The organism is Brevundimonas sp. (assembly GCF_013912005.1).
Taxonomy (GTDB): domain Bacteria; phylum Pseudomonadota; class Alphaproteobacteria; order Caulobacterales; family Caulobacteraceae; genus Brevundimonas.
Window position 1 is genome coordinate 26,668 of record NZ_JACESB010000020.1, and the last position, 20,158, is coordinate 46,825.

A 20,158-nucleotide genomic window follows, 5' to 3' on the forward strand; every position below is an offset into this window, starting at 1 on the left:
GAAAGGCGGGCGGAAGGCCAGCGCCCTCCGCCCGGAGTTCAAGGGACGAGGATACGCCGCGGGCGGCCCGCGAGGTGTCCGTATCGAAACAAGACTGACTCAGTGCGTTCCGAATGGCAACCCTCTTGCCAAACAGCTGACGCAGGGTCACTTTCCACTCATGGGACGCACCGCCGACTATTCGCGCCAAAGCTGTTCGATCGCCGCCACCCTTGAGGTGATCGGCGACCCTTGGACCCTGCTCGTGGTGCGGGACGCCTTCAACGGCGTCAGCCGCTTCGAGCAGTGGCAGGAGCGCCTCGGCGTCGCGCGCAACGTGCTGGCGGCCCGGCTGAAGAGCCTCGTGCAGCACGGGGTGCTGGAGCCCCGCCTCTACTCCGAACGTCCGCCGCGCAACGAATACGTGCTGACCGCCAAGGGCAAGGACCTGTACGGCGTGCTGGTCACCCTGCACGGCTGGGGCGCCAAGCATGTCTATTGCGGCGCCGACGCCGGCGTCTCGATGACCCACAAGACCTGCGGCCACGAGCTTACGCCGCGCATCGCCTGTGGCTGCTGCGGCGAACTGGTCAAGCCGCGCGACATCCAGCTGAACCTCGCCGAGAACCGCCCCACGGTCGGCGAGCTGATGCCCCGGGCGCAGGGCGAGGAAGCCTGATCACCTCTCCACGAGCGTAGGCGAGTGGAGAGGACAGATCGGCGCGCAGCGGCGATCAGGAGAGGGCTGCGCCGGCCTCTCCCGCGGCCCTCCGTCCTCCGTCTGCGCCGCCCCCTCCACCATGCTCCGCCAGCGGCTCCGCATGGTCCCCCTCCCCGTCTGCGACGGAGAGGTGAGCGCACGCCTCTTCCCTCTTCCCTCTTCCCTCTTCCCTCTTCCCTCCCCCCGCCGCACCCTGCGGCCATGCCCGACTCGCTTCACCGCTGCGCCTGGTGCGGGACCGATCCGCTCTACGTCGCCTACCACGACGAGGAATGGGGCGTGCCCGAGCGCGACCCCCGCGCCCTGTGGGAGAAGCTGGTGCTGGACGGCATGCAGGCCGGCCTCGCCTGGATCACCATTCTCCGCAAGCGCGAGGGCATCCGCGACGCCTTCCACGGCTTCGATCCCGAGGTCGTCGCCCGCTACGGCGAGGCCGATATCGAACGCCTGCTCGCCGATCCGCGCATCATCCGCTCCCGCGCCAAGATCGCCTCGGCGATCAAGGGCGCGCGGATCTGGCTCGACATGCGCGACAGCGGCGACGACTTCTCCGAATGGCTCTGGTCCTTCGTCGACGGCCGGCCGATCCAGAACGCCTGGCCGGACAGCGCCGCCCGTCCCGTCTCGACGCCCGAATCCGAAGCCATGGCGAAGGCGCTGAAGCGGCGCGGCTTCACCTTCTGCGGCCCGGTCATCGTCTACGCCTTCATGCAGGCTGTGGGCATGGTCAACGATCACGGCGTCGAGTGCTTCCGTCACCGGCAGGTTCGTGCGATGGCCGGCGCGTGAAGTCCCCGTCCCCGAAACCGAAGCCGAAGGGCAGGGCCGCGCCGAAGGCCGCCCGGACCCTCCCCACCCTGGCTCTCGAGACCCTGCTGGTCGGCAGCCGCGGCGGGCCGGTGTGCGGCGTCGACGAGGCCGGGCGTGGTCCGTGGGCGGGGCCGGTGTCGGCCGCGGCGGTGATCCTTCACCCGCACGACCTGCCCGAGGGCATCGACGACTCCAAGGCGCTCACCGCCGACCGGCGCGCGGCGCTGGAAGTCGAGATCAAGGCCCGGGCGCTCGCCTGGGGCGTCGGTTTCGCCTCGGTGGACGAGATCGCCGAGCTCAACATCCTGCACGCCACCGGCCTGGCCATGTGCCGCGCGATCGAGGCGCTGTCGGTCCCGCCGGTCGCCGCCCTGGTCGACGGCAACTACCGCTTCAAGCTGCCTTGCGACGTGCAGACGGTCGTGGGCGGGGACGGCCTCTCGCTGTCGATCGCCGCCGCCTCCATCCTGGCGAAGACGGCCCGCGACCGGCTGATGATCGAGATGGACGCGCTCTACCCCGGCTACGGCTTCGCCAGCCACAAGGGCTACAACGCGCCGGTCCACCAGCAGGCCCTGCGCGAGCTCGGCCCCTGCCCCGAACACCGCCGCGGCTGGGCGCCGATCCGGGCGCTGCTGGAAGGCTGACCGTCCGCGGGCCGGGCCCTCAGCCCTGGCCGGGCGCCGGCGGGCAGCTGGGCTCGTCCAGATCCTCCTCCGCGGCCCGATACCCGCCCTCGCCGTCCGGCACGATGCGGACCGCGCTGTTGGCGAGATAGCTTCCGCCGTTCAGGGCCCGATCGGAGAAGCAGGCGACGACGCCGTCCGCATCGCTGCGGATGATGCGCAGACCGATCACCCAGTCATCGCGGCCGTCGAGCCGCCGCGTCAGACGGAAGACCTCGCCGGACGCGCTCGCCTCGGTGAAGCGCCAGTCCGCCGGCCGCTTCAGCCCGGGCGCGCGGCTCGGACGAAGCGAGTTGGCGAACGACATCATGTCCAGGCCCCGGAGGATCTCCTCGGCGGAAGGCTGGGCGACAGACAGGCCGGCGGCCAGCGCGACGGAGGCGAGGAACATGGTCAGCTCGATTTCATGAGATGGAACGGGCCTGTACGAGAGCACGTCCGGCCGGCATGTCCAGTCACGAACGGTTGTGTCGGGGCCCTGCCCCCGGAAAACCGGTCAGAGCTGCAGCAGCCCGCCCGCGAGGGCGCCCGCCAGGGCGGCGAACAGCCCGCCGAACACCACGACGCCCCAGCCCGGCGCCGCCGGACGCGCGGCCGGAACCGGCGGCGCCGGCCGGGTCCAGCCGGCGTCGTTGGCCGGCCGGTGATCGAAGCGGGGCGTCGCCGGCGGCCGCCAGGCGACGGCGTCGAAGGCGTCGACGGGACGGTGATAGGCGCGGTAGCCGTGCAGGCGGTTCGAGGGGCTCATGGCGTCTTCCATGGCTGCCGAAACGGTCGACGAGTCGTCCCGTTCCGTACGTTGCCGTTCACGCGGCGTCCGCCAGCGCGATGCGGCGCTCGCCGACCACGAACAGGTATTCGACGTTCCGCAGCCGGCCGACCGCCCCGACCTTCTCGCCCCTCGGATTGTGGATCCCGATGCGGGCGCCGACGTAGCGCGGCCGCGCGATCTCGATCACCTGCACCTCGCCCCGGGGCGACAGCATGCGCACCAGCTCGTCGCGCGACAGATAGCCCTCGTCGTTGAACGAGACGACCAGGTTCGGCGCCCTCAGGCCGGCGATCACCGCCTCCAGCGCCGGGCCGATGCCGCGCTTGGTGTTGAACGGGCTCTTGCGGGTGCGGACGTCGATCCGCTTGTTGGCGACGCCGTAGGTCTCGGGCTTGTCCCACAGCACCAGGCTCTCCCAGCAGTGGTAGTTCCCGAGATAGGAGTGCTGGTTGTAGGGCGGGTCCAGATAGACCAGATCGGCCTCGATCTCCGGCGCGATCTCCACCGCGTCCGCCCGCGTCGCCCGGCCCTCGCCCGGCAGCAGCTCGGGCGTCCGCAGCTCCAGCGGCCTGAGGGCCCGCGGCGCCCAGCGCTTCATGTAGGCCATCTGCAGCCCGGCGGTGGAATCCACCCGGTCGGCGGCCTCCATCAGGCTCACCAGGGCGATCGCCTCCAGCTCCGGCTCCAGCGCCATCGCCGCGATCCGCTCGCGCACCGCATCGACCACCGCGCCGTTGTCGGGATGGAAGAAGCGGGCCCGCTCGCAGTAGGCGCGGGTGAACCAGCCGGCCTCCGGCTTCACCGTCCGCAGCTCGGCCAGCACCCGCTCCGCCCGGTCCAGCCACCGGTCGCGGTCGGCCTGCACATAGCAGGTCGCCAGCGCGTGGGCGTAGGCGTTGTGGTCGTTCGACCAGACCCGGCGGCCCTGCTTCTTCAGCGCATGCCCGACCCGCGCCGTGCCGGAGAACAGGTCGCACGCCGTTCCGCCCGCGGGCAGGAGCGCCGCCGCCGCCGCGGTGACATGGCCCAGAAGCGCGCGCTTGGAGCCGATGTACTTGATCATCCCGACCCTTTTCGGGGTCAGGCCCGGCCCTTGCCGCCCCTCGCCCGCGACGGAGCATGCGCCAGCCGCAGCAGATTCGCAGCCCCCGGGGCCCCGAACGGGGTGCCGGCGAGGATCAGCACCCGCTGCCCCGGCTGGGCGAGGTCGTTGTCCATGGCCGCCTGCACCGCGTCCTCGGTGACCTCCTCCAGCGACGAGGGCTCCCGCCCCAGCCGCGACTCCAGCCCCCAGACCAGCGCCAGCCGCCGGGCGGTGGAGGGGTTGGGCGTCAGCGCCAGCACCGGCTGCAGCGGCCGCTCGCGCGCCATCCGGCGGGCCGTGCCGCCCAGGGTGGTGAACACCACGATGCAGGCCGTCGACTGCGCCTCGCCGGCCTTGCGCGCCGCCGCCACCAGGGCGTCGACGTCGTGCTCGTCCATGCCGGCGTGCTCGGCGTCCATCAGCCCCGGCCACAGCGGGTCGCGCTCCACCCGCTCGATGATCCGGTTCATGATCCCCACCGCCTCGAGCGGATAGTCGCCGGACGCCGTCTCGGCCGACAGCATCAGGGCGTCGGCGCCCTCGTAGACCGCATTGGCCACGTCCGAGGCCTCGGCCCGGGTGGGCGCCGGGGCGCTGGTCATCGATTCCAGCATCTGGGTGGCGACGATGGCCGGCACGCCGCGCTGGCGCGCCGCCCGCAGGATCTGCTTCTGGGCCACCGGCACCTCCTCCGGCTCCAGCTCCACCCCCAGATCGCCGCGGGCCACCATGACGCCGTCGCAGTAGTCGAGGATCGAATCGAGCTGGTGCAGGGCCTGCGGCTTCTCGATCTTGGCCAGACACGCCGCCCGGCCGTCGACCAGCCGCCTCAGCTCGGCCATGTCCTCGGCCTTCTGCACGAAGCTCAGCGCCACCCAGTCGACGCCGATGCGCAGGGCGAAGGCGAGGTCCTCGCGGTCCTTCGGGGTCAGGGCCGAGACCGGGATCACCGCCTCCGGCACCGCCACGCCCTTGCGGTCCGACAGTTTCGTGCCGCTCTCGACGGTGACCTCGGCCCATTCGTCCGAGCGTTCGCCGACCCGCAGCCGCACCCGCCCGTCGTCGAGCAGCAGCAGCATGCCCGGCCGCAGCGCCTTGAAGATCTCCGGATGCGGCATCTGCACCCGCGTCTCGTCCCCGGGCGTCGGGTCGAGGTCGAAGCGCATCACATGCCCCGGCTTCACCTCGATCTCGACGTCCTTGAAGCGGCCCAGCCGCAGCTTCGGCCCCTGCAGGTCCGCCAGCACTCCCAACGGGCGCTTCAGCGCCATCTCGGCGCCCCGCACCGCCTTCAGGGCGGCGGCGTGGTCCTCGTGCGAGCCGTGGCTGAAGTTGAGGCGGAACACGTCCACCCCGGCCTGGGCCAGGGTCTTGACCATGCCGGGTGCCCGCGAGGCGGGCCCCAGGGTCGCGACGATGCGCGCGCGCCGGGCTCTCTTCATCGAATATCCATGCGGCCGGTGGGGACGATGCCCCCTTGTGCCTCTCAAAGCGCCTGCGGTTAAGGCCGGTTCATTCCGCGAAACACGAAGTTATGCGCTAGGCTGCCGCCGCGGCGCCACGCCGCCGCAGGAGCAGGACCATGGCCGGACTCAAGGACAAGCGCGGCTTCATCGACAAGGACCGGCTCGACCTCTCCGAGCGGCAGGCGGTCGAATACTGGATGAAGCGCTGGGGCGTCACCCGGGACCAGATCGTCACCGCCCACCGCAAGGCCGGCCGCATGGTCAAGGACATCGCCGCCGAACTGGGCAAGAAGCGCTGAGCCTCACCGCAGGCTGCGGAAGGTCACCGAATAGCGCAGCCGGTCCCCCGGCGCGATGCTGTGCTCCCATTCGCGCCGCGCCGGCCCGTCCAGAAGATAGGCGGAGCCCGGCGCCAGCCGCAGGGCGGCCCGCTCCCAGCCGTCCCCCCGTCGGCGGCGGAACCGCAACGTCGTCGCCGAGACGAAGGACAGCCCCGCCACCCGGTCGAACTCGGGCCGGTCGCGGTGCCAGCCGATGCCGGCGCCCGGGGCGTATTCGGTGACCAGCGCCTGGACCAGGGCCTCCGGCGCCAGGCCGGCGAAGGCGGCGGCCGCCGCGCGGGCCCCGAGCAGCAGGTCCGGGATCGGCTCGGCCGCCTCCAGCCGCCCGGCGGCGAAGTCGTAACGGCCGCCGAACGAGACCACCCGCCGCAGCCCCCGGAAGCCGTGGAAGTCGAAGGGGGCGAACGGCAGGGCGGCGAAGCCCTCGACCAGCCGCGCCGCCGCCTCGGGCGCGATCGCGTCCTCCGCGTAGTGCAGGCCCTCCGGGAGCCCGGACGGAACGGCGAACAGGTCGGGCTGGCGCGGCGACATCCGCCGGAAACGCGCGCCGCGCCGGAAGGTGCGGCGGCCTCAGTCGCGCGGGGTGACCGCCGTCAGCGCCCGCTCCAGCGGCGCCAGCCAGCGCTCCAGCTCCGCGTCCGGCGCCTTGACCAGGTCGCGGTCGAGGTCGGCGACGATCGGCGCCACCTTGCCGATCGCCTCGCGCAGGCTGGCGAGGGTGCGGGCGGGGGCGACGAGGATCAGCCCGTGATCGCCCCGGGCGCGAGAGGCCTCGACCGCGGCGGCCGCGACCTCGGCGGCGAAGGCGGCCTTGGCCGGGCGGTAGGGATCCTCCTGCCCGGTCGTGTGGCCGACGCCGGTGGCCGACTGCACCGAGCGCACGGAGGGGTTGCGACGCGCCGCCTCCCGCACCGCCTCCAGCGCCTCCAGCCCGTCGATCTCCCGCAAGGTGCGGAAATCGCGGCTCTCCGGGTCGCGCGCCACGAGGCGGGCGCGGCCGCCGTCGGCGATGACGAACAGGGCGGTTCTACGGGCGGGCATGGGTCTCTCCGGTCTGCGGGCGCCGTCGGCGCCCGGTCCGACACTGCCCTCGCCCGCCGCCGGCGCCCTTGATCTCCCTCAAACCGGATGGTGCGAGCGGCGGGGATCGAACCCGCATGACCGAAGTCGAGGGATTTTAAGTCCCTTGCGTCTACCAGTTTCGCCACGCTCGCGGGCTGCGGCGCGGTCTAGCAGCGGCAGGCGGCTTCCGCCATGCGGCGACGGTCAGGCGGCGCCGATCGCGGTCACCGCGCCGATCAGCACGACCCAGCCGATGCATCCGAGCAGGCCGATGGCCGAACAGACGACGCCGGCGATCGCCACGCCCCGCCCCGGACCGGTGGGCCGCTTCAGCGCCACGAGGCCGAGGATCAGGCCGAGAGGGGCCAGGATCCAGGCGATCAGGCCCACGAACGGGATCCACACCGTGCAGATGGAGAAGACGCCCAGCACCAGCGAAGCGACCGCCAGCCCGGTATCCTGCGGCGCCACATGGATGTGGACGCTGGTCGCCCCGGCGTGGGGCCCCGTCGTGACGTTCGGATCAGTCATCTGCCCCATCCCCCTGCATGGACGACTTCCACTCTGACGTGAAATCCGCCCCGGTCAACTGATCTCGCCGCGCCGCCTACGGGGCGGCGACCGTCGCCCCCGACGCGCGGAAATCCACCTCGGAATTGGCCAGCAGCCACAGGAAGGCGGCCCAGGCGGCGACGTTCTGATCCATCGCCTCCGGGTCGATCCGGTCCAGCACGTCGTCGGCCGTGTGGTGGGTGTCGAAATAGTCGGTGCCGTCCTGGTTCAGCCGGAAGGCCGGCACGCCCGCCGCCACGGTCGGGCCGGTATCCGGCCCGCCGCCGGTCGCCGGGGCCGGGTCGAACAGCACGCCCAGCGGGGTCAGCACCGCCTGCGCCGCGCGCCGGAAGTCGGTGTCGGCCGCGCCGGCCGGCAGGTTGAGGCTGTAGATCGGCCCCGCCCCGAAGTCGCTCTCGCTGATCGCCACATGGTTCGCCATCTCGCCGCTTCGGCTGGCGGCGTAGAAGCGCGCCCCGGCCAGACCCTGCGCCGGCGGCGGCTGGCTGACCTCTTCCGAGCCCCACCAGACCACCCGGATGGTCCGGCGCGGCCGGCGCGGCATGTCCTCGATCAGCTTCAGCGCGGCGGCGGTGATCGCCACCCCGGCCCCGTCGTCGATGGCCCCCGTGCCGAGGTCCCAGCTGTCGAGGTGGCCGCCGATGACGATGACCTCGTCGGCCGCCCCCGAACCCCGCACCTCGCCGACGACGTTCTGGCTGTGGCTGTCGGCGGTGAAGCCGGCGCTCGAGAACAGCCGCATCCGCACCGGCTGGTCGGTCATCGCCGTCATGCGGCGCAGCTGGTCGGCGTCCGGCGGGCTCATGGCGAAGGCCGGCACGGTCCCCTCGCCCACCCGGGTCGCGCCGGTGTGGGCGAAGCGGTGGTCGTGGGTGCCGAGCGAACGCAGCACATAGCCGACCGCGCCCCGCTTCGCCGCCTCGAACGGCCCGTTGCCGCGGATCGGCGAGGTGGCGCCGTAACCGCGCCCGTCCTGGGCCTGCACCGTGTCCTGCAGCACCACGGCGATCTTGCCGGTCAGCGACCCCTCCGGCTGGTCCAGCAGCTGCTGGTAGGTCTCGAAGATGGCGGCCTCGCCCTCGATCCCCTCCGCCGGCGTGGCCATGGAGCCGCCCAGCGCCACCACCTCCAGCGGCTGCGGGAAGGGCGACAGGATCTCCACCCGCGCCTCGCCGCGGGTCCACAGCGCCAGCGGGAACTCCTCGACCGAGACGTTGTCGAAACCCATCTCGCGGAACTTCGCCGCCCCCCAGGCGGCCGAGGCCTGCTCCGAGGCCGAGCCGGCCAGACGCGGCCCGAAGCGCGTGGTCAGCTCCTCGACCAGCTCGTACGCCGCATTGTCCCGCAGCGCCCGGTCGCGCAGCTGTTCGGCCTCGCGGACGGTGCGGGCGTCCTGGGCCAGCGCCGGGGCGGCGGCGAGACCCAGCGCCAGGGTCGCGCCCAGCGCGCTGGCGGCGAGAAGGCGGGCGGTCAGGGACATCGGCGGCTCCGGGGACTCGGGAGGGAAGGCGGCGAACCTAGACCGGAGTTCCGGGGCCGGAAAGCGTCAGCGGCCGGAGTGTCCCCGGCCGCGCCCCGAGCGGGGATCACTCGCCCTTGACGTAGGGCTCCACCGGCCCCTGCAGCTTGACGGTCAGCGCCTTGCCGCGACGGTCGACGCGGTTGCCCACCGCCAGCCGCACCCAGCCTTCCGAGACGCAGTATTCCTCGACGTTGGTCTTTTCCTCGCCCTTGAAGCGCACGCCGATCCCCTTCGCCAGCAGGTCGGCGTCGTGGAACGGGCTGTCGGGGTCGACGCAGAGGCGGTCGGGAAGGACGTCGGTCATGGCGGGTCTCGCAGGCGAAATCAGCCGCCGCCTTTAGCCGAGGCGGCCGCGCGCTCCAAGGCTTGACCTGACGCCGCGTCATCGGCCTAGGTTCGTTGCGAAACAGGACGGACCTCGGAACCTGCGCCGTGAGCGACCTCGAATCCCGCGACTTCATCGCCCCGGCCGGCGACGGCTTTCCCCTGTCGATGCGCCTCGTCTCGCCGCCCGACCCGCGCGCGGCGGTGCTGGTCAGCTCCGGCACCGGCTTCCCCAAGGGATTCTACGACCGCTTCGCCCGCCATCTCGCCGGCCAGGGCGCGGCGGTCCTGACCTATGACTTCCGCGGCGTCGCCGCCTCGCGGCCGGAAGACCTCGCGGCCATGGCCATGGACTACACCGACTGGGGCCGCCTCGACATGCCGGCGGCGCTCGACGCTTTGGCCGGCGCCGCGCCCGGCCTGCCCCTGCGCCATGTCGGACACAGCGTCGGCGGCCATTTCGCCGGCTTCATGCCCAACCACCACCGCATCGACCGCCACGCCTTCGTCTCCGTCGGCAGCGGCTGGTGGGGCGGACACCACCGGACCTACAACCCGCTGGAGCTGTTCTTCTGGCACGCCTACGGGCCGTACAGCCTGGCCCGGCGCGGCTACGTCCGCGGCGGCGGCCTCTGGGCCGGGACCGACCTGCCGCGCGGGGTGTTCGAGACGTGGAAGCGCTGGTGCCTGAAGCCGGCCTACTTCCTCGACGAGCTGCAGGACCGGCTCCGGCCCCACGATTTCGACTCTGTCGCCGCCCCGATCCGCTCGTGGATCTTCACCGACGACCCGATCGCCACCCCGGCCGCCTCCGAAAGCCTGCTTCGGATCTATCCCAATGCGCCGAAGGAGACCCTCGTCCGCGCCCCCGCCGACTACGGCGTCCGCCGCATCGGTCACGAGGGGGCCTTCCGCCGCGGGATGGAGCCGCTCTGGAACGAGATCGCCGACTGGCTGCTTGAACCGGCGTCGGCGCGGCCCAGATAAGCCGCCCCCCACCACCGGAGCCTCCCATGACCGACCAGCCCGCGATCACCGTCGATGGAAACCGCATTCCCCTGCTCGGCTTCGGGACGTGGATGCTGGAGCCCGAGGACGCCCGCCGGATGGTCGCCGAGGCCCTGCGCATCGGCTATCGCCACATCGACACGGCCTGGATCTACAGGAACGAGAAGGCGGTCGGCGACGGCATCCGCGATGCGATCGAGGCCGGCCAGGTCGCCCGCGAGGACATCTGGCTGACCACCAAGATCTGGGTCGACCACTTCGAGCGCGACGCCCTGCTGAAGCAGGCGGAGGAGTCCGCCTCCAGCCTCGGCCTCACCCCCGACCTGCTGCTGCTGCACTGGCCGAAACCGCAGCCGTCGTTCGAGGAGACCCTCGGCGCCCTCAACGAGGCGAAAGACCGCGGCCTCACCCGCAGCATCGGCCTGTCCAACTTCCCCTCGGCCGAGTTCCGTCAGGCCCAGTCGCTGTCCCCGGCCCGGCTGGTCACCAACCAGGTCGAGTACCACCCCTACCTCAAGCTCTCGAAGCTCAAGGCCACGGCGCGCGAGCTCGGCTCCTCCATCACCGCCTGGTCGCCGCTGGCCCAGGGCAAGATCGCCGACGACGCCACCCTGGTCGAGATCGGCCGCGCCCACGGCAAGACCCCCGGCCAGGTCACCCTGCGCTGGCTCATCCAGCAGGAGGTGATCGCCATCCCGCGCACGGCGAAGGAATCCCGCGCCGCCGAGAACCTCGACATCTTCGACTTCGAACTCTCCGCCGAGGAGATGGACCGCATCCACGCCCTCGCCCGTCCCGACGGCCGCCTCGGCGACTGGATTGATCCCGCCTTCAAATGGGATGAAGAATGGGCGTGACGCCCGGCGGCTGAACCGGGCGCGCGGAGGCGACGCTTATGGGTTCGGTGACGGGTTTCCCCGGCGTCGATCCGTCCGACGCGGCGGTCGGCGCCCGGCTGAGGCGATGGCGCGAGCAGCGCGGCATGACGGTCGACGACCTCGCCCGCCTGATGGAGATCACGCCGGAGGAGGAGCGCCGCGCCGAGGCCGGGCGCGCCCACCTCGACAGCGCCTCGATCGCCGCCGCCACGGCCGCCCTGCGGCTGCCCCTGTGGGCGCTGGTCTCCGACACCCGCGCCTACTGATCGCAGGTGACAGCCGGCGCGGCCCCGCCTAAGCCTCGCCGCATGGCCTACAAGTCCCTGCGCGATTTCATCGCCCTGCTCGAAGCCGAGGGCGAGCTGGTCCGGGTTTCCGAGCCCGTCTCCACCCATCTGGAGATGACCGAGATCCAGACCCGGCTGCTGCGCAACGGCGGCCCGGCGGTGCTGTTCGAAAAGCCGGTCATGCCCGACGGCTCGATCAGCCCCATCCCCTGCCTCGCCAATCTGTTCGGCACGGTGAAGCGCGTCGCCATGGGCGTGACCATGGAGAAGAAGACCCGCACCACCGCCGCCGAACTGCGCGAGGTCGGCGAGCTGCTGGCCTTCCTGCGCAACCCGACCCCGCCGCGCGGCCTCGGCGACGCCATGGAGATGCTGCCGCTGGCCCAGACGGTGATGTCGATGCGCCCCAAGGTGGTGAAGTCGGCCCCGGTGCAGCAGGTGGTGCTGACCGGCGACCGGATCGACCTGACCGCCCTGCCGGTCCAGGGCTGCTGGCCCGGCGAGCCCGCGCCGCTGATCACCTGGGGCCTCGTCGTCACCAGGGGTCCGTCCGACGCCCGCGAGGACGACTTCAACCTCGGCATCTACCGCATGCAGGTGCTGGGCAAGGACCGCGCCATCATGCGCTGGCTGGCCCACCGCGGCGGGGCCCAGCACTACGCCCGCCACCGCAAGGCGCGCCCGACCGAGCCCCTGCCCTGCGCCGTCGTCCTCGGCGCCGACCCCGGGACCATCCTCGCCGCCGTCACCCCGGTGCCCGACACCCTCAGCGAGTACCAGTTCGCCGGCCTGCTGCGCGGCGCCAAGGCCGAGCTGGTCCCCTGCAAGACCGTGCCGCTGATGGTCCCCGCCAACGCCGAGATCGTGCTGGAGGGCCACGTCCTGCTCGACGAGCACGCACCCGAGGGCCCGTACGGCGATCACACCGGCTACTACAACTCGGTCGAGACCTTCCCGGTCTTCCAGGTCAGCGCCATCACCATGCGCCGCGATCCGATCTATCTGACCACCTTCACCGGCCGCCCGCCGGACGAGCCCTCGGTGCTGGGCGAGGCCCTGAACGAGGTCTTCATCCCCCTGCTGCGCCAGCAATTTCCCGAGATCACCGACTTCTGGCTGCCGCCCGAGGGCTGCTCCTACCGCATCGCCGTGGTGTCGATGAAGAAGGCTTATCCCGGCCACGCCAAGCGGGTGATGCTGGGCGTCTGGAGCTATCTGCGCCAGTTCATGTACACCAAGTGGGTCATCGTCGTGGACGACGACATCGACGCCCGCGACTGGAAGCAGGTGATGTGGGCCATCTCCACCAAGATGGACCCGGCCCGCGACATCACCGTCATCGAGAACACCCCGATCGACTATCTCGACTTCGCCAGCCCTGAGAGCGGCCTCGGCTCCAAGATCGGCCTCGACGCCACCGACAAATGGCCGCCCGAGACGAAGCGGGAATGGGGCGAGGAGATCCGCATGGATCCCGCCGTCGTCGACCGCGTGTCGGACATGTGGGAGCGGCTGGGCCTGCCCGGCGACGGCGCCCCGATCTGGAAATAGCCGCAGCCCGCCTGGACGCCCGGGCTTGCCTCCCGCCGACAGACGGCGGATGAGGGGCCATGCGCTCCACCCTGATCCTCGCCGCCCTCGCGGCCCTCGCGTCGAGTCCCGCCATGTCCCAGTCCGCGTCCCCGTCCGTCCCCAACGCCGCGCCCTGGGACCAGCCCTTCCTGCCGCCGGCGCCGGCATGGGACGGGGCCAGCCGGGCCCTGCTGCGCGACGCTACGGACCCGTGGGTCACGCCCTTCGAAGCGGACCCGGAGCATGACTTCAGCCCGAGCTACGCCGACACCCGCGCCTGGTTCGACCGCCTCGACGCCGCCTCGGAGCTGATCCGCATCGAACAGTTCGGCGTCTCGCCCGAGGGCCGGCCGATCTACGCCGTGATCGCCTCGAAGGACGGCGCCGCCCTCGATCCGGCCAAGCCGGTGCTGCTGGCCCAGGCCGGCATCCACCCGGGCGAGATCGACGGCAAGGACGCGGGCATGATGCTGCTCCGCGACATCGCCTTCCACGGCAAGGACGAGCTGCTCGACCGGGTCAACCTGATCCTGATCCCCATCCTGTCGGTCGACGGCCACGAGCGCGCCTCGGCTTACAGCCGCCCCAACCAGCGCGGCCCCCGCATCCAGGGCTGGCGCAACACGGCGACCAACCAGAACCTCAACCGCGACTACCTGAAGCTCGACCAGGCCGAGATGCGCGCCGTCCGCGGCCTGATCCTGAAGTACCGGCCGGACCTCTACGTCGACATCCACGTCACCGACGGCATGGATTACCAGTACGACGTGACCTACGGGTACAACGGCGAGGACGGCGGCTGGTCGCGCTCGCCGGCCATCGCCCGCTGGCTCGACACGGCCTTCAAGCCGGCGATGAACGCGGCGCTGGAGGCGCAGGGCCACATCCCGGGCGAGCTGGTCTTCGGCGTCGACGACAGCAACCCCCGCGCCGGCCTGTCCGACGGCGGCCTCGGCGAGCGCTTCTCGAACGGCTGGGGCTCGGCCGCCCACGTCCCGACCATCCTGATCGAGAACCACAGCCTGAAGCCGCACGAGCAGCGCGTGCTCGGGACCTACGTCTTTCTCGAGGAGGCGCTGCGCCGGCTCGCCGCCGACGGCGACAGCCTGCGCGCCGCCATCGCCGAGGACCGCGCCCTGCGCCCGCAGGAGATCCCCGCCAACTTCGTCGCCGACGACCAGCCGACCCGCACGCGCGAGTTCAAGGGCATCCGCTTCGAGACCTACGAAAGCCCGGCCTCCGGTCGTCAGGAGGTGCGCTGGCTGGGCGAGCCCGATCCCGAGCTGTGGCGGATGCCCTTCTACGGCTCGCACCCGACCCTGACCCTGAAGCGGCCCGAAGCCTACTGGGTGCCGGCCCACCGCGCCGACGTCATCGAGCGGCTGCGCCTCCACGGCGTGGCCATGGAGACCCTCGAGGCGCCGCGCACCGTCTCCGTGGAGATGCTGCGGCTGGACGACCCCCGCCTCGGAACCCGGGCCAACGAGGGCCACGTGCCCGTCACCGTGACCTCGGTGACGCCGGAGCGCCGCGACTGGACCTTCCAGCCCGGCTCGGTGCGCGTCCCGACCGACCAGCCCCTCGGCGACGTCGTCGTCCTGCTGCTGGAGCCGCAATCCTCCGAGAGCCTGTTCGCCTGGGGCCTGTTCCCCGAGGTGCTCAGCCGCGTCGAATACATCGAGGGCTACGCCATCGCCCCGCTGGCCGAGCGGATGATGGCCGCCAACCCCGCCCTCAAGGCCGAGTTCGAGGCGGAGCTCGCCGCCGACCCTGCCTTCGCCGCCGACGGCGACGCGCGATTGCAGTGGTTCTACCAGCGAACCCCGTTCTATGATGACCGGCATCGCCTCTATCCGGTGGCCCGGGAGCCCTGATCATGATCGTCATGACCGCCCTCCAGGCTGCGGCTTTGTGGAGCGGTCTGCTGATCCTGCTGCTGGTCGGCCTCGCCTTCCGGGTGATCGCCAACCGCCGGCGGCACCGGGTGCTGTTCGGCGACGGCGACGTGCCGCAGATGACCGTGGCCGCCCGCGCCTTCGGCAACGCCGCCGAATACATCCCGGTGGGGATCGGCGCCCTCGTGCTTCTGGCCCTGACCGGCTCCGCCCCGGGGATGGTGCACGCCGTCGGCGGCGTGCTCCTCCTCGGCCGGCTGATCCACGGGGTGGGCCTCAGCCATGGCCGTGGTCCCGGCCCCGGACGCATGATCGGCATGGTGCTGACCCTGACGGCGCTGATCGCCGCCGCCGTCCTGCTGCTCGTCGCCGCGTTCGCGAGCTGAGACGGCCCGGCCGGTTGCGCCGCCGCGGACGCCCGGCCATATCGGGGCATGCCCTCCCCGCGTGACGCCGCCTCCCCCGACATCCTGTCCGATCTCGTCGCCGCCGCCCTGAAGGCGGGCGCCGACGCCGCCGAGGCGGTCGCCTCCGAGCGCGCCTCCCTGTCCGTCGGCGTCCGCAACGGCCGGCTGGAGGACGTCGAGCGCGAGGAGAGCCGCGATCTCGGCCTGCGCGTCTTCGTCGGCCGCCGCCAGGCCACGGTCTCGGCCTCCGACCTGTCCGACGCCACCCGCGCCCGGCTGGTCGACCGCGCCGTCGCCATGGCCCGCCTCGCGCCCGAGGATCCCTACGCCGGCCTCGCCCCGGAAGAGCGCCTGGCGCGCGGCCCGTTCGCCGATCTCGACCTTCACGACCCGACGGGGCGCAGCGCCGCCGATCTGGAGGCCGCCGCCGCCGCCGCCGAGGCCGCCGCCCTCGCCGTCGACGGGGTGGCGAAGTCCGAGGGCGGCCACGCCGCCGCCTCCTCCAGCCGCTGGCGGCTGGTCACCTCCCACGGCTTCGACGGCGCGTACCGCGGCACCGCCTTCTCCCTGGGGGTGGGCGTCATCGCCGAGAAGGACGGCGCCATGGAGCGCGGCGGCGAACACCGCGCCACGCGTCACCTCGCCGACCTGCCCGCCGCCGAAGCCATCGGCGCCGAGGCCGGCCGCCGGGCCGTGGCCCGGGTCGGCCCGCGCAAGATCGCCTCGACCACCGCCCCGGTGATCTTCGAGAACCGCATCGCCGCCCAGGTGCTGTCGCCCCTGCTGGGGGCGATCTCCGGCCCCTCCGTCGCCCGCGGCTCCTCCTTCCTCAAGGACCGGCTCGGCCAGGCCGTGCTGCCGGCGGGGGTCGACCTCCTCGACGATCCCTTCCGCCCCCGCGGGCTCGGCTCGACGCCGTTCGACGACGAGGGCATCGAGGTCGCGCGCCGCGCCATCGTCGAGGACGGGGTGCTGACCACCTGGCTGCTGAACACCGCCTCGGCGGCCCAGCTCGGGCTCGCCTCCACCGGCCACGCCTCGCGCGGCCTCGCCGGCCCGCCGGGCGTCTCGGCCCACAATCTCCACCTCGCGCCGGGCGGACGCGATCTGGCCGGGCTGATGGCCGACGCCGGAACCGGCCTGCTGGTCGCCTCCATGTTCGGTCCCTCGCTGAACGCCAACACGGGCGACTGGTCCGCCGGCGTCTCCGGCTTCTGGTTTGAGGGCGGCGAGATCGCCCATCCGGTCAGCGAGATCACCGTCGCCGGCAATCTGAAGGACCTCTGGGCCCGCCTCGTCGCCGGCGCGGACCTCGAGTTCCGCGGCAGCTTCAACAGCCCGTCCCTGCTGTTCGACGCGGTCGCCATCGCCGGCAAATGAACCCCTTCGCCGACGACCTCGCGCTGATCCGCGACGCGGCGGCCGAGGCCGGCCGGCTGGCCCTGGCGGAGCGGGACCGCGGGCTGAAGATCTGGTCCAAGTCCGGCGGCTCCCCGGTGACCTCCGCCGACATGGCCGTCGACCGCCTGTTGCGGGACGCCCTGCTCGGGGCCCGCCCCGACTACGGCTGGCTGTCGGAGGAAACCGCCGACGGCCCGGACCGGCTGGCCCGCCGGCGCGTCTTCGTGGTCGATCCGATCGACGGCACCGTGGCCTATATGAAGAACAGGCCGTGGTGGTGCATCCCGGTCGCGGTGGTCGAGGACGGCCGCCCCGTCGCCGCCGTGATCCACGCGCCCGCCCTCGCCGAGACCTTCGTCGCCACCCTCGGCGGCGGCGCCCGGCTGAACGACGCCCCGATCTCCGCCGCCGACACCGTCGATCTCGACGACGCCGCCGTGCTGGCCGACGCCCGCCTGCTCGAGGGGCCGCACTGGCCCGAACCGTGGCCGGCCATGCGCTTCGAAAAGCGCAACGCCATCGCCTACCGCATGGCGCTGGTGGCGGCGGGCGCCTTCGACGCCGCGATCGCCCTGACGCCGAAGTGGGACTGGGACGTGTGCGCGGGGGCCCTGATCGTCGAGGAGGCCGGCGGGCGGGTCAGCGACCACCACGGCGGCGCCTGGCGCTTCAACCGGCCCGACCCGCGCCAGAACAGCCTCGTCTGCGCCGCCCCGGGCCTTCATCCCCAGATCGTGCGCCGCACCCTGCCCATCCCGCTCCCCGCTACCGCGGGCTAGGCGCAGGCTCCCCGGCGAGCCCCAGCCGGCGCTCGATCCGGCCGACGGCCTGCCTCAGCCGGTCGAAGGCGGACTGGAGGCGGGCGTCGGCTTCGACCAGACGCCCCAGGTCCCGGCGTACCGAGGCCACGGCGGTTTCGAGAGAGGAGACGCGCTCCTTGAGCTCGTGAATGTCCCGCGCCAGAGCGTCGACCTTGGCGTCGATGCGGCGCAGACAGACCAGAACCCGGTTTTCGGCCTCTTCCGCCACGCCTGCAGGATGCCAGACGCGCCGGAATCGGCCAAATCCTTGAACCGGCGGCCTGCAGCGCCTATTCCGCTGGCGCCGCCCCTCCCCTGTCCGGACCGATCATGACCGCCGAAACCGAAACGCCCCAGTTGCTCCACCTCGTCATCGGCGGAGAGCTGCGTCACCTCGACGCCCCGGTGTTCCGCGACCTGTCGAAGGTCGAGTTCGTCGGCGCCTTCCCGAACTACGAGGAGGCCCGCAAGGCGTGGAAGGCCCGCGCCCAGGCGACGGTGGACAACGCCCACATGCGCTACTTCATCCTGCACGCCCACCGGCTGATCGATCCGCGCGGCGACGCCCACTAGGCGGAACCTTGGCCGCGGCTGACGCGCTTCCCTTCCGACCGCCGCACAGGGAGAGCCGCCCATGACCACCGCCCTCATCGTCGTCGTGCTGCTGGGCGTCGGCCTGGCCATCGTGCTGTGGGCGGCCCGCCGCAAGCCGTCCGACCGGCCGAACGTGCTGCCTGACGAGCCCGACACCGGCTGGAGCGATCCGCTGACGCCCGCCGACGCCCCGCCGCCGCCCGCCGATCCGGACCGCCGTCCGTGACCCTGTTCGGGCGGACGCTCGGCGGCGAGGAGATCGCCGGCCTCGCCTTCATGCTGGCCACGCTCGTCCTGTGGCTGTTCGTGCTGCGCGGCGAACGCGACTGGCGGCGCTGGTTCCGGGGCTGGGAGGCTGACCGCAAGGCCCGCCGCGAGGCGGAGACCGCCCAGCGCCCCCGCTCCGACGATCCGCCGTCCGGCTCCGCCCGCGGCCCGTGGGGCTGATCACTCCCGCCGGAGGAACTTCTCGGTCAGCAGCGTGCCCCACCACTGCGCCTTGAACTCCGCGCGGATCGCCTTCGGGTCGTAGGCCTCGCTGTCGATCCAGTCGATGAAGCTGACCCCCGTCGGCTCCACCTCCTTCAGATACTTCTCGAGGGTGTAGTCCAGCACTCCGGTCAGCCCCTCCCGGTGGTGCAGGTACTTCTTGTCCAGCTGCCGGATGGCCTCCGAGATGGGCTCGCCGAGGTGGAAGTGGCGGTACAGCACCGCCATCATCCCGGCCCGGTCGGCCCCCGACTTGCAGTGGATCAGCACCGGATACTCGATGGTCCGGAACAGCTCCCGCGCCCGGTGGACGCGGTCCCGCTGCGGCGGATCGCGGCTGTCCAGCGGCGCGTCGATCAGGGTCAGCCCCAGCCGCGCGCAGGCGTCCTTCTCCAGCGCATAGTAGGCCTCGTCCCGCGCCCCGCGCAGGTTGATCACCGTGCGGATTCCCTGCCCTTTCCAGTACGCCAGCTGCCGCGGCGACGGCTGGTTGGTCCGCACCAGGTCCGGCCCCAGCCAGTGGGCGTTCATGAACCACCGCCTCAGGAAGGCGTGGTCCTTCCAGACGTAGTCCCATCGCGCCCGGAAGCGCCCGGCGGGGGTGGAGAGGTCGTAGCGCGACATGGACCGGAGATAGCGGCTCGGCGCCCCCGCGTCATGTCCCGCCGCGGACCGTGCCGGACCGGGCCGCATCGGCGGCCCGCCGCTTGCCCGATCTCCTTCCAGTTGAAGGAGTCTGTCCCATGTCGAAACACGCCCTGCTCGCCGCCGCCGGTTTCGCGCTCGTCCTCGCCGCCGGTCCGGCCGCCGCCGGCGACCGCGGCGGCCATGGGGGACCGCCGTCCTGCGGCGGCGGCTGCGGTCACGGACCGCACCGCCCGCCCCAGCCGCCGCCCCACTACGGCGGGAACGTCAACATCAACGTCAACGCCTCGGCGCGCGCCTCCGCCTCGGCCTCGGCCAGCGCGCGCAGCTATCTGAACGCCCGCACCTGGACCGGCGGCTCCGGCTTCGGCCGCGGCGGCGGCGGGGGCGCCGTCTACGTCGGCGGCGGCGGCTATGCCGAGGGCGGCGCCATCGGCTACGGCGGCGGCTGGTACGCCCCGATCGAACATCTGGGACCGGCGCCCGTCAGCGCCCCGTTCGGCTACGCCGTCTACGGCTTCGGCCGCGAATACCTCGGCTGGCGCGGCGCGCCGGCCTACCGCCGCGACTGCGACTGCCGCGGCGGCCGCCGTGACCACGACTACGCCCGCGAACGCGCCTGGTACGAGGAACAGGCCCGCTACGAGGCGGAGTCCCGGTACGAGGCCGAGAGCTACGAGCGCTCGGAAAGCTACTACGAGGAGGAAGCCGAAGTCTGGGTGGAGCATGAGCGGCGCGAGGGGCCGCCGCCCCCGCCGGTCTATCGCGCGCCCCCGCCGCCGCTCATGCTCCTCCCAGACTTCGGCTTCCTCCTCGTAGTAGCTTTCCGAGCGCTCGTAGCT

At 72.4% G+C, this 20,158-nt stretch carries 27 protein-coding genes and 1 tRNA gene; 16 read left to right on the forward strand and 12 right to left on the reverse strand.

All coding sequences use genetic code 11. The annotated features are described in order from the left end of the window. Positions 1–160 precede the first annotated feature (160 nt). The 3 genes from H2038_RS11975 (at position 161) to H2038_RS11985 (ending at position 2,157) form a co-directional block, all read left to right on the forward strand. Positions 161–658: a helix-turn-helix domain-containing protein gene (locus tag H2038_RS11975; protein ID WP_292113438.1), complete on the forward strand. Its 498-nt coding sequence runs from the start codon at positions 161–163 to the stop codon at positions 656–658. Positions 659–901: 243 nt separating this feature from the next. Then, positions 902–1,489 (forward strand): DNA-3-methyladenine glycosylase I, encoded by a 588-nt coding sequence (locus H2038_RS11980; protein ID WP_292113440.1) that lies wholly within the window; start codon positions 902–904, stop codon positions 1,487–1,489. Positions 1,490–1,557: 68 nt separating this feature from the next. Further along, on the forward strand, positions 1,558–2,157 hold the full coding sequence (locus H2038_RS11985; RefSeq protein WP_292113512.1) for a ribonuclease HII: 600 nt from the start codon (positions 1,558–1,560) through the stop codon (positions 2,155–2,157). Positions 2,158–2,176: 19 nt separating this feature from the next. Here H2038_RS11985 and H2038_RS11990 read toward each other — a convergent pair whose 3' ends face one another. From H2038_RS11990 to pyk, 4 genes are all read right to left on the reverse strand, one after another. After that, a complete protein-coding gene (locus H2038_RS11990) occupies positions 2,177–2,587 on the reverse strand; it encodes a hypothetical protein (RefSeq protein ID WP_292113442.1) in 411 nt (136 codons plus the stop codon). Between the two features lie 105 nt (positions 2,588–2,692). Further along, a complete protein-coding gene (locus tag H2038_RS11995) occupies positions 2,693–2,944 on the reverse strand; it encodes a hypothetical protein (protein WP_292113445.1) in 252 nt (83 codons plus the stop codon). Between the two features lie 58 nt (positions 2,945–3,002). Then, positions 3,003–4,031, reverse strand: a complete 1,029-nt coding sequence (locus H2038_RS12000; protein WP_292113448.1) for a DNA adenine methylase — start codon at positions 4,029–4,031, stop codon at positions 3,003–3,005. A gap of 17 nt (positions 4,032–4,048) precedes the next feature. Then, positions 4,049–5,494, reverse strand: a complete 1,446-nt coding sequence (gene pyk / locus H2038_RS12005; RefSeq protein ID WP_292113451.1) for a pyruvate kinase — start codon at positions 5,492–5,494, stop codon at positions 4,049–4,051. Positions 5,495–5,634: 140 nt separating this feature from the next. On the opposite strand from pyk, the gene H2038_RS12010 reads away from it, so the two are divergent. Continuing rightward, complete coding sequence (locus H2038_RS12010) at positions 5,635–5,817, forward strand: DUF3606 domain-containing protein (RefSeq protein WP_292113454.1); 183 nt, start codon at positions 5,635–5,637, stop codon at positions 5,815–5,817. A gap of 3 nt (positions 5,818–5,820) precedes the next feature. Here H2038_RS12010 and H2038_RS12015 read toward each other — a convergent pair whose 3' ends face one another. From H2038_RS12015 to H2038_RS12040, 6 genes are all read right to left on the reverse strand, one after another. Next, positions 5,821–6,390: an alpha-ketoglutarate-dependent dioxygenase AlkB gene (locus tag H2038_RS12015; protein ID WP_292113457.1), complete on the reverse strand. Its 570-nt coding sequence runs from the start codon at positions 6,388–6,390 to the stop codon at positions 5,821–5,823. 39 nt (positions 6,391–6,429) lie between these two features. Then, positions 6,430–6,900 (reverse strand): host attachment protein, encoded by a 471-nt coding sequence (locus H2038_RS12020; RefSeq protein WP_292113460.1) that lies wholly within the window; start codon positions 6,898–6,900, stop codon positions 6,430–6,432. An 88-nt stretch (positions 6,901–6,988) separates the two neighbouring features. Next, positions 6,989–7,073: transfer RNA gene (locus H2038_RS12025), tRNA-Leu, on the reverse strand. 52 nt (positions 7,074–7,125) lie between these two features. Further along, positions 7,126–7,452, reverse strand: coding sequence for a hypothetical protein (locus H2038_RS12030; RefSeq protein ID WP_292113462.1), 327 nt, complete (start codon positions 7,450–7,452; stop codon positions 7,126–7,128). Between the two features lie 76 nt (positions 7,453–7,528). Beyond that, positions 7,529–8,974 (reverse strand): M20/M25/M40 family metallo-hydrolase, encoded by a 1,446-nt coding sequence (locus tag H2038_RS12035; protein ID WP_292113465.1) that lies wholly within the window; start codon positions 8,972–8,974, stop codon positions 7,529–7,531. 106 nt (positions 8,975–9,080) lie between these two features. Beyond that, on the reverse strand, positions 9,081–9,320 hold the full coding sequence (locus tag H2038_RS12040; RefSeq protein WP_292113468.1) for a DUF3297 family protein: 240 nt from the start codon (positions 9,318–9,320) through the stop codon (positions 9,081–9,083). A gap of 128 nt (positions 9,321–9,448) precedes the next feature. Between H2038_RS12040 and H2038_RS12045 the strand changes: the two genes are divergently transcribed. From H2038_RS12045 to H2038_RS12080, 8 genes are read left to right on the forward strand one after another with little or no spacing between them, the layout of a single operon-like run. Next, a complete protein-coding gene (locus tag H2038_RS12045; RefSeq protein ID WP_292113471.1) occupies positions 9,449–10,327 on the forward strand; it encodes an alpha/beta hydrolase in 879 nt (292 codons plus the stop codon). Positions 10,328–10,353: 26 nt separating this feature from the next. Then, positions 10,354–11,205 (forward strand): aldo/keto reductase, encoded by an 852-nt coding sequence (locus tag H2038_RS12050; protein WP_292113473.1) that lies wholly within the window; start codon positions 10,354–10,356, stop codon positions 11,203–11,205. A 38-nt stretch (positions 11,206–11,243) separates the two neighbouring features. Then, complete coding sequence (locus H2038_RS12055; RefSeq protein WP_292113476.1) at positions 11,244–11,492, forward strand: helix-turn-helix transcriptional regulator; 249 nt, start codon at positions 11,244–11,246, stop codon at positions 11,490–11,492. A 42-nt stretch (positions 11,493–11,534) separates the two neighbouring features. Further along, the gene (locus H2038_RS12060) at positions 11,535–13,064 is read left to right on the forward strand and encodes a UbiD family decarboxylase (protein ID WP_292113479.1); all 1,530 of its coding nucleotides are present in this window, start codon (positions 11,535–11,537) and stop codon (positions 13,062–13,064) included. A 59-nt stretch (positions 13,065–13,123) separates the two neighbouring features. Beyond that, a complete protein-coding gene (locus H2038_RS12065) occupies positions 13,124–14,959 on the forward strand; it encodes a M14 family metallopeptidase (protein ID WP_292113482.1) in 1,836 nt (611 codons plus the stop codon). Between the two features lie 2 nt (positions 14,960–14,961). Further along, on the forward strand, positions 14,962–15,366 hold the full coding sequence (locus tag H2038_RS12070) for an MAPEG family protein (protein ID WP_292113485.1): 405 nt from the start codon (positions 14,962–14,964) through the stop codon (positions 15,364–15,366). 48 nt (positions 15,367–15,414) lie between these two features. Further along, complete coding sequence (locus H2038_RS12075) at positions 15,415–16,767, forward strand: TldD/PmbA family protein (RefSeq protein WP_292113487.1); 1,353 nt, start codon at positions 15,415–15,417, stop codon at positions 16,765–16,767. Continuing rightward, on the forward strand, positions 16,764–17,567 hold the full coding sequence (locus tag H2038_RS12080) for a 3'(2'),5'-bisphosphate nucleotidase CysQ (protein ID WP_292113491.1): 804 nt from the start codon (positions 16,764–16,766) through the stop codon (positions 17,565–17,567). The genes H2038_RS12075 and H2038_RS12080 overlap by 4 nt, the downstream gene beginning before the upstream one ends. Here H2038_RS12080 and H2038_RS12085 read toward each other — a convergent pair. Next, positions 17,554–17,817: a hypothetical protein gene (locus H2038_RS12085; RefSeq protein ID WP_292113494.1), complete on the reverse strand. Its 264-nt coding sequence runs from the start codon at positions 17,815–17,817 to the stop codon at positions 17,554–17,556. The genes H2038_RS12080 and H2038_RS12085 overlap by 14 nt on opposite strands. Positions 17,818–17,918: 101 nt before the next feature. Between H2038_RS12085 and H2038_RS12090 the strand changes: the two genes are divergently transcribed. The 3 genes from H2038_RS12090 (at position 17,919) to H2038_RS12100 (ending at position 18,629) form a co-directional block, all read left to right on the forward strand. After that, positions 17,919–18,161: a DUF4170 domain-containing protein gene (locus tag H2038_RS12090; protein WP_292113497.1), complete on the forward strand. Its 243-nt coding sequence runs from the start codon at positions 17,919–17,921 to the stop codon at positions 18,159–18,161. A 61-nt stretch (positions 18,162–18,222) separates the two neighbouring features. Then, positions 18,223–18,408: a hypothetical protein gene (locus tag H2038_RS12095; RefSeq protein ID WP_292113500.1), complete on the forward strand. Its 186-nt coding sequence runs from the start codon at positions 18,223–18,225 to the stop codon at positions 18,406–18,408. Beyond that, entirely contained in the window at positions 18,405–18,629 is a 225-nt protein-coding gene (locus H2038_RS12100) for a hypothetical protein (RefSeq protein WP_292113503.1), read from the forward strand. Before H2038_RS12095 ends, H2038_RS12100 begins: the two co-directional genes overlap by 4 nt. Here H2038_RS12100 and H2038_RS12105 read toward each other — a convergent pair whose 3' ends face one another. After that, entirely contained in the window at positions 18,630–19,295 is a 666-nt protein-coding gene (locus H2038_RS12105) for a sulfur transferase domain-containing protein (protein WP_292113506.1), read from the reverse strand. It lies immediately after the preceding gene. A gap of 119 nt (positions 19,296–19,414) precedes the next feature. Between H2038_RS12105 and H2038_RS12110 the strand changes: the two genes are divergently transcribed. Then, positions 19,415–20,158, forward strand: a 744-nt coding sequence (locus H2038_RS12110; RefSeq protein ID WP_292113509.1) for a hypothetical protein, incomplete at its 3' end; no start/stop codon positions are given.